Consider the following 13538-nt stretch of genomic DNA (forward strand, 5'->3'; position numbering starts at 1 on the left):
TCCTGTCGGTAACCATGATCATTTTCCTGTCTTTTCTGCCATAGTACATTTATGGTAAAAAGCCGTATGCTGAAAAGAGCCTGCCTGTTGATCCTGTTCTTAGCACAATATTTTGATGTTGCCGCCAGCCAGCAAATGTGCTGGCTACCTACCAGTTGCGCTGCAAACAGGCAGCTGCTTTTTAACTATTTCGAACAGTCTGCACTCCTGGGACTTGATCAGCGCGATTATGCCTACACACTGGTACAACAATTGAAAGCCGGTATTGTGCCCATAGACTCCGCAGAAGCAGATGAACAACTGTCGGCAGCCGCCCTTGCATTCTTCACGGATGTGGCATATGGTACTAAAGTAACCAGAGTAGGATATGACGGATTAAAATATACGCCGGACTGCCTGGACATCCCAAACCTGTTGCACCATGCCCTTTCTGACAATACATTCGGACAACTGCTCAACAGACTGGAACCTACCGGCCCTGAATACCGGGCTATCAAAAGCATGATTGCCTCCTATACACAGCGTTTACAACATAACAGTAGCCATCCCGCAAAGGTCAGTTCCGACCTCGTAGACAGCACCAATCATCCCCTGATAGATAAACTGTACCAACTGGGTTATTTGGATACTATCTGCTACAATATATCCGAAGATACCTTGCGGAATAAGGTCCGGGCCATGCAAGGCCTGTTTGAATTCCTCGAAGATGCTGCATTGAGACGCGGGGTACTGGAAGAGCTGAATATTCCGCTTGAAAAAAGACTACTGGAGCTAAAACATGCGTTGAATACTTTCCGCTGGCTGAACTGCGTACGCAAATACCAGTCCGTGCTTGTTGTGAACATCCCCGCAGCAGGCCTTTACCTATATCAGGGGGATAGTCTGCTCCTGTATTCCCGCACTATCGTAGGAAAGGAAAACACGCCCACTTCTCCTCTTACCAGCAGGATAGACGAGATTATCATGTATCCTTACTGGACGGTGCCTTACAAAATTGCCACCAGGGAATTATTGCCCGGTATAAAAGGTGATCCTGTTGCATACCTGGATGCCGGCAACTACCAGGTACTGGACAAATCCGGGAGAATACTGGATCCTTCCACTATCAACTGGCAAGCGCTTAGCAGCACCAATTTCCCTTATACCCTCCGGCAGATGAATGGTTGTGATAATTCGCTGGGCATCATCAAGCTGAATTTCTTTAACCCATACAGTACTTACCTGCACGATACACCGGGCAAAAGCTATTTTATGTTCAACAAACGATACTTCAGTCATGGCTGTATCCGGGTGGAGGATGCTATTCCGCTGGCAAAGCTGTTGCTACCGGAAGAAGCGCAACGTATAGACAGCCTGGTCAAAGTGGCTGCTGCCCCACAGAAAGGGCCTGTTGTTATGCCCCTTCAGCAAAAAACACCGGTATTCATACTGTACGAAGTAGCCTGGCCCGATCAACAGGGGAATATCAGGCTCTATGATGATGTCTATAACAAGTTCAGATAACAGTTTATAAGGATTATTCAAACATTAAGGCTTCAATAAGTGTTATGGTTGTATCAACGCTCCGTGGACCGGGTCGATATGCCAGCTACAACTACTTTTGTGTGATGATAGAGTCATCAGATTGCCGGGATAGTATCTTTTTTTCCACGTGAAGCTGTCACCTAACTTCTGAAAAACAACTATGTATGCTATCACTGTTCTACAGGTCAGCAGCGTTCATGTGCATTTCAGGTTTGATATTTGCCTGTACCCGACCAGTGGCGGAGGATCGTCGCACAACATCTCAAGACAGCCTGGAACAAGCTTCTACAGGGTCTGCAGCCGTATTGTCAGATGAAAAGAAGGATAATAGCGCACGCTATCAGCAATACCTTCTTCATCTTGTACATAACAATCCATCGGAGAAGTGGCCTGCATATGGAGCAGTACCTCCGGAAGGGGCACTGCTTCCATATCACAGGGTCCTCGCCTTTTACGGCAACCTTTATACACCTGCAATGGGAGTATTGGGTATACCCGAAGAAGAGATGCTGGCGAGGCTGAAGGAGGAAACAGCCAGGTGGCAGCAGGCCGACACAATGATCCCCGTATTACCCGCCCTGCATTACATTGCTGTTACTGCCCAGGAAGATCCGGGGCCTTCCGGTAAATACCGCCTGCGTATGCCAAAGGAGCAGATCGATAAAGTGCTCACTATGGCTCACCAGCAAAAGACGCTACTATTCCTGGATGTACAGGTAGGCCTAAGCACCCTGCAGGATGAACTGCCTCTCCTGGAAACATATCTACGCCTGCCGGAAGTACACCTGGGGATAGATCCTGAATATTCGATGAAGCATTTGCAGGTACCCAGTTCCAGCATCGGTACCTTTGACGCGGCTGATATCAACTATGCTATTACCTTTTTGTCAGACATTGTAAAGCGATACAATCTGCCGCCCAAGATACTGGTGGTACACCGCTTTACACAGGCGATGCTCACCAACTATAAGGATATTAAGAAAGTACCGGAAGTACAGGTAGTGATCAATATGGATGGTTTTGGCTCACCTGCTAAAAAGATAGATAGCTACACGGGATTTGTTGCGCGGGAGCCCGTACAGTATACAGGTTTCAAACTGTTTTATAAAGTAGACCCGAAAACAGGTAAACGGCTAATGCGACCAGAAGAAGTACTGGCATTGTATCCGAGTCCTGTTTATATTCAGTATCAGTAAATCTTATTATTATGTATACGTAACTACATCATTATGACATTCGGCATCCAATCACTTGATGATCCTACCGTCTTCCATTTTTATGATCCTGTCAGTACGCGCGGCAAACTCCTGGTCATGAGTTACAATCAACAGCGTTTGTTTGCGCTCACCTGCAAGCTGCCTGAAGATGTCAAATACTATTTCACTATTTTTCTTGTCAAGGTTACCGGTAGGCTCATCAGCCATAATGATACAGGGATCATTGATCAGCGCTCTTGCTATCGCTACACGCTGTTTTTCGCCACCAGACAACTGGTTTGCTTTTTTATAGGCCAGCCGTCCGATATCCAGCATATTCAGCCTTTCCATTGCATGCTTTTCTATCTCCTGCGCAGGATATTTAGCAAGTTTCAGCCCTGGTAGCATGACGTTATGCAACACACTGAATTCACTAAGCAGATAATGAAATTGGAAAACGAAGCCGATCTTCTCATTTCGTACCCTGGCAAGCTCCGGCTCCGGTTTATTGGCCATTGGTACGTGGTCAATAAATAACGCTCCTTCATAGTCCGTATCCATAGTAGACAGAATATATAACATGGTTGATTTACCACAACCAGACTTACCGGTCACCGTCACAAACTCGCCTTTATTGATGCTGAAATTAATATCGCTTAACACCTTCACGTCAACCGGATCGTGAAAGTATTTATTGATATGGCGTGCTTCAAGAATAATGTCGTCCATGGCTATTTTCCCCTGATGATGACTACTGGATCAATCCTGCTGGCTTTTCTCGATGGCTGCCAGCCCGCGAGGTATGTTGATGCGAGTGAAAAAATCCCGCCAATGAAATAGATAAACGGATCATAACTTACCGGATATGTTTTGATCGTGGGCAAAGACGTGGTACGGAAAGGCAATTGATCTATTCCCAGAGAAAACAGAAATCCGGCCATCAATCCCGTGACACCTCCGGCGATCCCTATGCTCATGGCAATGGAAATGAATATACGTCTTACGTCACGTCCTGCAAAGCCGCTGGCTTTCAATATGGCAATAGTATCCATTTTCTCATATATCAGCATGTTAAGTATATTGTAGATACCAAACCCCGACACTGTAAGCAACGTGATGCCCACGGCATAAGATATAAGCGACCTGATAAAACTTCCTGTTTCAAATTCTGCATTGAGCGTCTGAACATCCTGTGCGCTGACCCTGAAAAGGTGGTTGTATTCGCGGGCCATTGCCGGTGCTGCCGTGATATCTTTTATCTTAAGCTGTATATCCGTAATGTAATTAGCTGTTTTGCCAAGTAGCTTCTGAGCCGTGCCCAGCGATGTAAAGCTCTGGACCTTGTCAAAATCCCGGATACCCGACTGCCATATAGCAACAACTTTCAGCGGAAACCGTTCGCCTTCAGCCGTGGTTAGTTGCACAGTTTCTCCTACATGGACCAGCAGATCTTCAGCCAGGACTTTACCAAGAATAATACTGTTAGGCATTTTTTCCAGCATTAATGCATCCCCGGCTACTATATAATCTTCAAAATGAAAAAGAGCAGTTTCCTTACGCTCCTCGATACCATTAACCGTCGCAGTAATATCAACGGTGCCTTCATTAAAAAAAGCCTGCATCACTATTCTGGAGGAGATACCAGTCACACGGTCATCCCTGCGCAACGCATCCAGGATGGCCATGCCATTATAAATCCCCTGCCTGCTTCCGGTAGCTTTTATTGAATGAATAAAATGATAGCCTGAACGATAAACCGGAGACATAAGTATCGGCTGAACAGCCGCTGGCTTTATTTCATTATACAGGCGTATGTGAGGCGTGCGATTCAGGAAAAGCGCATCCATCATTTCATTAAGCCCACTCATGAAACCCAACAGCGACACAAACATCGTAATGCTGAACGCCACACCGATCGCCGCGACAAGTGTTTGCCGCCACCGTGCCAGTAACAATGCCCGGGCTATGCTAAAAATCAGCTTCATGGTGCTGGTTTTATAATAAGATCATTCACTGTTAATCCCGAGATGATCTCTACCTTTTCATAATCCATCAATCCAGTTGACACCTTCTTCCTTTCGTTATTGGTTAATAGCACAAAGCCTTCATTCAACAGGTACGAACGCGGAATAATTAGCGCCTGTGCTTTCTCAGCGACGATGATATTCGCTTCACAGGTCAGATTGGGATATAAGACCGGAGGAGCCTTCAGGAACCTGGCCTCAACGGTAAATGTCTTCGATCTCTCATGCATAAAGGGGGTGACTTTTGTGACCATCGCATCGAACACCTGCCCCTTATAACTATCCATTGATATGATTACTCTCTGCTGTGGCTTTATACGTACGATATCATATTCATCAACCTGCAGCTCCAGTAAAAAAGAGGCGGCGTCTCCAATTACTGCAACAGGCTGTTGCAGGTTCACCATCTCTCCTTCTTCAATAAGCATATCGTACACTTTGCCGCTATACTCACTTTTGACTGTATAGTCGCTTGCCAGCGACCTGGATATCTCAAGGTTCTTTAACGCCTGTTTTTCGTTAAAGCTGATGTCACGTTGCAATTCTGCATAGCGCAAGCGGGCCGTTTCATAGTTGTTACAGGATGTTTTCCAGGCGAGCTCCCGTTGCTCCAATTCACTACGACTACCAATCTGCTGCGCCCAGAGACGCTGTTGGCGTTGCAGCTGCAAGGCATCCTGATCCATTTTTATCTTTGCGTCATTTATACTTAAACGGAGCTCCTCCAATTTTCGAAAATTAGCTGCCTGAGACGCATTATCTGCCGCTATATGGGCATTCTCGGCCTGCAATTGCGGTCTGACGCCGGAAATATACAAGATGGCATCTTTTTTACTAACCACATCTCCTTCCTTCACCATCTTCTTTTCCACAATACCGCTCACAGCAGAGAAAACCTCATACTGATTACTACTTTTTATCAAACCCGAAGCATAAACAGATTCGGTAATTTTTTCAAGCACAGGTTTGACTTTCTGCTGCCTGCCATTGCATGCGACTAACAAAAAAAGAAAACCTGTCAGCACCGGATACCTCATAATAACATGTTTATTTCATTATTGAACCATCTCCACCAAAGCGCTGCCGACTTATCCGATACTATTAACTGAATACTTCCTCGACAGCGATGCTATGCTTATGCATCGCGAGATATTCAATGATCGCATCCCGGCTGATAACACCAACGAGGTTCCCGTTGCTGGTCACAGGAATGATCATATCCGTTTCCGGAGGCAGACTTTCCCACGCGCTAAGTGCCGGCATTGCGATATCAAAAGAAGGATGCTCTTCCGTGATCAGGTCTTTTACAGGATGATCGATGTGCTTTTTATCAAGGTTCCGGATAAGCGTGCCCCTGTCAATAACTCCAACCGGGGCCTCATTTGAGGTGATCACAAAATAGGGTTGGCGGTAATCGGTCAGAGAAGGTAATGCATCTCTTAATGTCAATGAAGAAGATATAGTACGATAATCTGTTACCAGGATATCTCTAAGCATTACATTGTTCAGCGCATCCCGTACAAGGGCATTGTGCTTTTCCATAGTTCCCTGCAACATCAGCACCACTCCTGCAATAACAAGCAGCAGATTCGCATTGATCAGGCCTGAGATCAAAAATAACAACGATACCAAACGGCTGACCCATACCGCAATATTGGTTGCTTTCAACGGTGTAGTGAACAACTCCATCATTCCTCTCAGCACCCTGCCTCCATCCATGGGAAATGCCGGAATAAGATTAATCACTCCCAGCAGTACATTAACAGCATGTAAGAAGAAGATAAAGTTAAGCCGGTCAATGCTCAGGAAAAAAGGTACTGATCTCCATAACGGAGTATGTCCTGACAAAAAAGGTATCAGGGCAAAGGCTATAATAAGATTGACAGCCGGGCCGCTGAGGCTGATCATTATTTCCTGGCCCGGTGTTTCCGGTTGACGTTTCAACTGTGTCATGCCTCCGATAGGCAATAACAGGATCTCTTTAACAGGTATGCCGTAATAGCGGGCGGCAAACATATGGCCTAATTCATGTAGTACGACAGAAGCGAAAGCCGCCATAACAGCTATGATCTTCCACAAGGATTCTACCGCTGTCTTACCGGTAAGTCCATCAGCGATCAGTATCCAGCTGATCAGCAGGATAAAGGTCCAATGTATACCCATTTTGGTGCCTTTAAGCGTAAACAGGTTGAATGTAGCTTTCATGAGAGGTAATTTGAACACTGAAGTTCCGAAACCCATAAATAGCGATCAATGATGACTATCATTGAAACAGGTGGATAAACATCATCTTCCGGCACAATCGCCATCATTGAACAGGTCTGTGATATATAATAATTTCGGTAACAGTCAATCTTTTTAACTCAACAATTCTTCGATTATGAAAACAGACTTTGAATTACAACAGGACGTTCTGGACGAACTACTATGGGATCCTTCCCTGGATTCTGCCGAAATAGGCGTTTCTGTCAATGACGGCGTCGTAACGCTGAGTGGTGTTGTAAACAGTTACACAAAGAAACTAGCGGCCGAAAAAGCAGCCAAAAGAGTAAAAGACGTAACGGCTGTAGCCATGGAAATCGACGTGCACTTCTTTAATGGAGAAGGCAAATCAGATATCGACATCGCACATGCGGGGTTGAATGCACTTTCATGGAGTACTGTCGTACCTAAGGATAGCGTGACCATAAAAGTGGAAGACAGCTGGCTGACGCTGGACGGAGAAGTGGAATGGCAATACCAGAAACAAGCCGCAGAAAACCTGGTAAAGGACCTCCAGGGTGTTAAAGGCGTAACTAATCTGATCCGGTTAAAACCAACACCCAACCAATCTATCGTTAAAGATGCCATCAGAAAAGCCCTGGAACGTAGCGCAGATGTAGAGGCAGCAGCTATCAACATCATTACTGAAGGCAATCACATTATCCTCAAAGGGAAAGTACGTTCATGGGGGGAAAGAAATGAAGTCGAAAAAGCCGTATGGGCAACGCCCGGCGTGGTCGATGTAAAAGATGAACTGATTGTTGCTCCTTATTAATTCCTGCTACTATGCTCTACAACTGCTTTCATGGTCCACTCATGCAGGACCTGAACTTCTCGGCAGCCAGGGAATACCTGGTTGCCGGGCCTTCAGGCAGCTGGAGTGCCAGTACAATATCCGGGTGCCATACCCGTAAATATCATGGTCTGCTGGTAACACCGCAGTCATTTCCGGGTGACGATAACTATGTACTGCTATCATCCCTGGAAGAGACCTGTATTTGCGACGATCAATCTATTCAGCTTTCACTTCACCGCTATACCGGAGCAGAAACGCCTTCTGCCCAGCAATACATCCAGGCTTTTGCTGCTAATCCGCTACCCCAATGGTGGTACCAGGTGGGTGAAGATCTGCTGCTGAAAGAAATTGTACCGGATGCTCATGGAGGCATCATGGTCAGGTATTCTTTGCTGACAGGTATAAAGCCCATTAAATTGCAGCTGCGCCCGCTGGTAGCATTCCGCAATATGCATTCGCTTACACGAGCCAATACCGCTGCAAATACGGCCATACGTACGGTGGAAGAAGGTATCAGTATTAATCTTTACCCAGGGTATAGTGATCTTTTTCTGCAACTCAAAAAAGGCGCATTCCAGCCTGACGGATGCTGGTATTACAATATCGAATACAGCTGGGAAAAAGAACGGGGCTATGACTACCAGGAAGACCTGTATTCCCCCGGTTATTTTGAAGTGCAGATGATACCTGGTGATTCCGTTATTTTCTATGGCGGACTATCTCCCGTTAATGTCAGCACCCTGGAGGAAAAGTATACTAAAGGCGCTACAGCTGCCAGCAAACCGGAGACACTGAAAGACCATCTTTTGTTAACGGCAGGACAGTTCCTGTTGCCCGACCGGATCAAAGCCGGATTTTACTGGTTTGGCAGCTGGGGGCGGGATACCTGTATTTCCCTGCCGGGACTGACATTACTGACAGGAAAGATCCACCTTTTCAAGAGTATCATAAGGTACCAGTTAAAACATATAAAGAACGGCCTGCTTGCGAACTTAGGAACCGGTACATCTGCACAGTATAACACTGTGGATGCCTCATTGTGGTTGATATGGGCCTTACAGCAATACGCAGAGAAAACACATTCATGGAAAGACATCTGGCAGGAATATGGCAAAACACTGAAAAGCATCCTGACGGCCTACAAAGAGGGCACCTTGTTCAATATACATATGGATGAAGATGGGCTCATATATGCAGGAGGCCCAGGGCTGGCATTAACCTGGATGGACGCCATAGCACCTGAAGGCCCTGTTACCCCCCGTACCGGAAAAGCTGTAGATGTAAATGCCCTTTGGTACAATGCGATATGCTTCTGTCTTAATGCCGCTACAGAGGCTAATGATCAGGCTTTCATCGAAAGTTGGGAAACATACCCCGAAAAAATAGCAAAATCTTTTACCGCCTGCTTCTGGAGCGATGAAAAAAAGTACCTGGCTGACAATGTAAATGGCGAAACACGCGACTGGTCCGTCAGGCCTAACCAGCTGTTTGCGGTATCAATGCCATCCTCACCATTGCTGCCAACACAACAGAGGGCTGTTATGGGAAAAGTAAAGGACGACCTTCTTACGCCCAGAGGTTTGAGAACCCTTTCCCCTTTCGACCCACAATATCTGCCGGCATATGGGGGCGATCAGCCTTCCCGTGACAGGGCATATCACCAGGGAACAGTATGGCCCTGGTTGTTGGGACATTTTACCGAGGCACTGCTGAAAGCCGAAGGTCCAGTGGCTTTACCCTTCCTGGAAAAGATCTATGATGGCTTTAAATATGTACTGGACGAGTATTGTATCAATAACATTCCTGAATTATTTAGCGGCGATTTCCCTCATACACCCGGAGGAGCGGTCGCGCAGGCCTGGAGTGTCGCGGAACTGATCAGGATGGAACATCTCATATCCGGATTCAGGACCCAGCAACTGACAGCAACCATTAACACCGTAAATCAACAAATATGACCCTCCCTGGCAATGAGTTTTTGTCTCCCGATTATATATTCGAAATAAGCTGGGAGGTATGTAATAAAGTAGGCGGTATCCATACCGTACTAAGTACGAAAGCAGCATTGTTACAGGATAAACTGAAAGATTACTATATCATGATCGGCCCTGATCTTACCAGGAATTACAACTCTGCAGGCAGCAGGCAAACGAAATAATATATGCCGCAAAGATTCCTTTATTGCACAGCGGAGAGTATACTTATACATTCCGCGTATTTCCCAAAAATCATTTCCTGTACCATCGTATAGATATGCCCCTGGTCAGATGGACATAATGTATAAGAATATATTGGAGTGTCATGGTCACATTTATCACAAGCAACATCGACATGACCACGGTCATTCGGTCCGGTAACAATATTCATATCAAAAGCAACCAATGTCATAGGCATGGCGCACGTAAAGAGATAGCTTTGATACATCAACCCGTCACTGAAAAACAAAAACTATGAAAAAGATACTTGCAGTTATTGATGCCATTAATTATAAAGAAGAACAACTGGATGCCATAGAATATATGGCAGGTATGCTAAAAGGTAATCTTACCATCGTCATGCTGGAAGAGGTCAATAGCATCACGCCGTTGATGGCGCCTGATTTCGCTGCGGGCGTGCCAGGACGGTACTATGAAGTTGTAATAAAAGCATCCGAAGAAAAAAGCAGGATTATCAAAGAAAATACTGAATCCATGCGTCAGGCATGCCTGACACGCGGTCTTACATGTGCTGTACATAACGATAAAGGCTTCGCTGCGGAAGAAGTAATCCTGGAAAGCCGCTTTGCAGACCTGGTACTGCTTGGAAAAGAACTGTCCTTTCCCTTCCTTTTTGACACCGAACCAACAGGATTTGTCAAAAATGTACTGTCAAACGCGCAGTGCCCTGTATTGGTAATACCGGAAGATATGTCCGTAGTGAAAGGCGTCATTTTTACCTATAATGGTACCTTCTCTTCCATGTACGCCATAAAAGCGTTTGCTGGCATATTTCCCGAACTGGTAGCCAAAGACGCTACGGTGGTTTACGTATGCGAAAAAGGGCATGATACCATTCCACATGAAAAGCTGCTAAAAGAATACCTGGACAGCTACAACAAAAATGTCAGCTACAAAATATTCTCTGGCAAAGCGGATACTGTGCTGCAGGCTTACCTGGATCAAAAACAAGATCACATCACTACTTTCGGGGCTTATGGAAGAAGCAGATTATCACGCTTTTTCAACAGCAGCAGTGCTGAAAATATACTCCGCATAATGAAAGGACCACTGTTCATCACTCATCCATGAGATTGTCACTTTGAGATACGCCAACAAAAGAAGATAGCGACCCCAATCGCTATCTTTTTTTGTTGGCATAAAAAACCGCCGGCCAAAGTTTATTGAAACCCTGGCCGGCGGTGCTATTTTCTTTCTTAACTGATCTGAATCTTTTGGGCCTGTCCTCCGTTCTTGCTCTCTTCTTTTTTGGGAAGGCTTAACTTGAGTACGCCATCCTGGTAAACGGCGGAAATACCATCTTTCTTTACGCCTTCAGGCAAACGGAAACTGCGCGAGAAACTTGAGTAGTTATATTCTTCCCGGCTGATCTTTTCATCTTTAGTTTCCTTTTTTTCCTCTTTCTCTGCGCTGATGGTCAGCATATCACCATCAACATCTACATTAAAATCAGCTTTGCTCATGCCAGGCGCAGCCAATGAAAGCTTGAATGCGTCCTTTTCTTCACTGATATTCACCGCAGGAACAGTTGCCGTCCAGGTACGGACCCCGTTACCCTCAAACAAATCTTTCCATGGTTTGAACATATCATCAAAAAAAGTAGGCAGCAATGTGCTTCCCTTTAATAAGCTTGTGGACATAATTACCTCCTTGTTTTAGTTAATGTGACAATAAATGTTAACACCGCTAAATTACACTTCCTATAACCCGGGAAAAATGATGATACTCAAGGTACCCGATGATTATTGTCAACTACCAGGGATAGGAAATCTTATAGCCATATACCTGCTCCTTTTAAGGGATTTATGCTTAAATTTGAATGGACGACTACCTGATACTTTTATCTCTAACCCATTTTTCTGCAAAAAGCATGTCTTTATGCTCACAATACTACTTATAGAAGATAATGCTGATGTTCGCGAAAACACCGCAGAAATACTTGAACTTGCCAACTACAAAGTATTGACTGCCCCCGACGGCAAAGTAGGCGTTCAGCTGGCAGAAGAACATCACCCCGATCTGATCGTATGTGATCTGGCCATGCCGGTACTTGACGGCTATGGCGTATTACACATGCTGAACAAAAAAAGCAACGTTCGTCATATCCCCTTCATTTTTCTGACTGCTAAAACTGAACGGGCAGACATACGTAAGGGTATGGATATGGGGGCGGATGATTATATCACCAAGCCGTTCAATCCTACTGAATTACTCAACTCCGTGGAGTCAAGATTAAAGAAAGCCGCCAGTATCAGAGACGTGATGTTAAGCGGTTTAAACGGGGTGGATTCCCTGCTTAAAATGGTATCTACCGACCAGGCTATGAACAGCCTGAAAGAAGGGCGTAACATTAACAGGTATAAAAAGAAACAGAGCATCTACCAGGAAGGTAATCACCCTTCCTGCCTTTTTTATATAATCAAGGGCAAGGTAAAAACCTATAAAAGGAACGAGGATGGTAAAGAGCTGATCACGGGGTTGTACAATGAAGGCGATTTCCTCGGATACTCTGCATTACTTGAAGGTAGCACCTATAAGGATAGCGCGGAAACAATGGAAGAAAGTGAGCTGGCTATCATACCCCGAAAAGATTTTGAGGACCTTACAAGCATCAATACACAGGTAATGCAGCGTTTCATCCTTCTCCTTGCTAACAATGTTGCAGAAAGGGAAACACAACTACTGGGCATTGCTTATAATTCATTACGGAAAAAAGTAGCTGAAGCATTGATCACAGTCAGCAAAAAATATAATCCTTCTTCTTCAGCCGAATTTGGCATTGACATCAGCCGCGAGAACCTGGCTGCTATAGCTGGTGTTGCCAAAGAATCACTGATCCGTACAGTAGGTGATTTCAGAGATGAAAAACTGATTGATATAAGAGAAGGCTGTATTTATATTACAAATGCAAAGAAGCTCACCGAATTGTCTAATTAGTGACTATTACCTGCTACAAAAGACTTTAGCCCTGATTACGCTGATCGCAACCATAGAGCTGAAACTGCACAACAGCACTATCATCCAATCAGTAATTGTCAATGGTTGAAGCCTGAAAGGCTGCCAGCGCCGGAATAACCATAATCAGCTTTACATCGCAATGGTGGCGATGCCCTGGGAAAGACGCTCAATGAAGAAACGCTTCTTATCATCATAGCCAGCAGTCAGTTCCCCGATCTGCTTTCCATAACCTGGAATATTCATCTTTGATGGCCTTCGCTATAAAGTCCGGCATCTCTGCTCTCAGGATCAAGGCCCTCGCGGCAGCGCCTGTTTCTTTCAGGTTACTGAACTGATGACGGTCCAGGCCCTCCATCAGTTTCTCTAGTGGTTCCCATAGGTTATTGAAGTCCTGGAATGTCCAGTAGGAAAAAGCAGTAGTAGCAAAACCATCAGGTATATTAATACCCTGCGGACTGAGATGTTTCATTATCTCGCCCATAGATGCACTTTTACCACCTACAGTGGCAACATCCTGCATACTTATCTCAGAAAAACTTTTTACCAGCGCTTCCATAACACA

The 13538-nt window shown here is 45.3% G+C and carries 13 protein-coding genes; 7 read left to right on the forward strand and 6 right to left on the reverse strand.

Features of this window, described 5'->3' with window-relative positions:
- Positions 1–51: 51 nt before the first annotated feature.
- Positions 52–1503, forward strand: coding sequence for a L,D-transpeptidase family protein (locus CLV42_RS05690; RefSeq protein ID WP_106600932.1), 1452 nt, complete (start codon positions 52–54; stop codon positions 1501–1503).
- 185 nt (positions 1504–1688) lie between these two features.
- Positions 1689–2720 (forward strand): hypothetical protein, encoded by a 1032-nt coding sequence (locus CLV42_RS05695; protein WP_146154319.1) that lies wholly within the window; start codon positions 1689–1691, stop codon positions 2718–2720.
- Positions 2721–2771: 51 nt separating this feature from the next.
- On the opposite strand, the gene CLV42_RS05700 is transcribed toward CLV42_RS05695, so the two are convergent.
- The 4 genes from CLV42_RS05700 to CLV42_RS05715 all read right to left on the reverse strand — a co-directional run bounded on the left by CLV42_RS05700 (position 2772) and on the right by CLV42_RS05715 (position 6949).
- Complete coding sequence (locus tag CLV42_RS05700; protein WP_106600934.1) at positions 2772–3449, reverse strand: ABC transporter ATP-binding protein; 678 nt, start codon at positions 3447–3449, stop codon at positions 2772–2774.
- Between the two features lie 2 nt (positions 3450–3451).
- The gene (locus CLV42_RS05705; protein WP_106600935.1) at positions 3452–4705 is read right to left on the reverse strand and encodes an ABC transporter permease; all 1254 of its coding nucleotides are present in this window, start codon (positions 4703–4705) and stop codon (positions 3452–3454) included.
- Positions 4702–5781 (reverse strand): efflux RND transporter periplasmic adaptor subunit, encoded by a 1080-nt coding sequence (locus tag CLV42_RS05710; protein WP_106600936.1) that lies wholly within the window; start codon positions 5779–5781, stop codon positions 4702–4704. The genes CLV42_RS05705 and CLV42_RS05710 overlap by 4 nt, the downstream gene beginning before the upstream one ends.
- Before the next feature lie 64 nt (positions 5782–5845).
- Positions 5846–6949: a site-2 protease family protein gene (locus tag CLV42_RS05715; protein WP_170117409.1), complete on the reverse strand. Its 1104-nt coding sequence runs from the start codon at positions 6947–6949 to the stop codon at positions 5846–5848.
- 175 nt (positions 6950–7124) lie between these two features.
- Here CLV42_RS05715 and CLV42_RS05720 point away from each other — a divergent pair, with 175 nt between their 5' ends.
- From CLV42_RS05720 to CLV42_RS05735, 4 genes are all read left to right on the forward strand, one after another.
- A complete protein-coding gene (locus CLV42_RS05720; RefSeq protein ID WP_106600938.1) occupies positions 7125–7781 on the forward strand; it encodes a BON domain-containing protein in 657 nt (218 codons plus the stop codon).
- 11 nt (positions 7782–7792) lie between these two features.
- A complete protein-coding gene (locus CLV42_RS05725) occupies positions 7793–9760 on the forward strand; it encodes an amylo-alpha-1,6-glucosidase (RefSeq protein WP_106600939.1) in 1968 nt (655 codons plus the stop codon).
- Positions 9757–9960, forward strand: coding sequence for a hypothetical protein (locus tag CLV42_RS05730; protein WP_106600940.1), 204 nt, complete (start codon positions 9757–9759; stop codon positions 9958–9960). The genes CLV42_RS05725 and CLV42_RS05730 overlap by 4 nt, the downstream gene beginning before the upstream one ends.
- Before the next feature lie 292 nt (positions 9961–10252).
- Entirely contained in the window at positions 10253–11089 is an 837-nt protein-coding gene (locus tag CLV42_RS05735; protein ID WP_106600941.1) for a hypothetical protein, read from the forward strand.
- A 125-nt stretch (positions 11090–11214) separates the two neighbouring features.
- Here the strand turns inward: CLV42_RS05735 and CLV42_RS05740 are convergent, their stop codons facing one another.
- Complete coding sequence (locus tag CLV42_RS05740) at positions 11215–11658, reverse strand: Hsp20/alpha crystallin family protein (protein ID WP_106600942.1); 444 nt, start codon at positions 11656–11658, stop codon at positions 11215–11217.
- Positions 11659–11896: 238 nt separating this feature from the next.
- On the opposite strand from CLV42_RS05740, the gene CLV42_RS05745 reads away from it, so the two are divergent.
- Positions 11897–12955, forward strand: coding sequence for a response regulator (locus tag CLV42_RS05745; protein WP_106600943.1), 1059 nt, complete (start codon positions 11897–11899; stop codon positions 12953–12955).
- Positions 12956–13166: 211 nt separating this feature from the next.
- Here the strand turns inward: CLV42_RS05745 and CLV42_RS05750 are convergent, their stop codons facing one another.
- Positions 13167–13532: a PEP/pyruvate-binding domain-containing protein gene (locus CLV42_RS05750; RefSeq protein WP_106600944.1), complete on the reverse strand. Its 366-nt coding sequence runs from the start codon at positions 13530–13532 to the stop codon at positions 13167–13169.
- Between the last annotated feature and the right edge of the window lie 6 nt (positions 13533–13538).

The organism is Chitinophaga ginsengisoli, assembly GCF_003014595.1.
Classification (GTDB): Bacteria; Bacteroidota; Bacteroidia; order Chitinophagales; family Chitinophagaceae; genus Chitinophaga; species Chitinophaga ginsengisoli.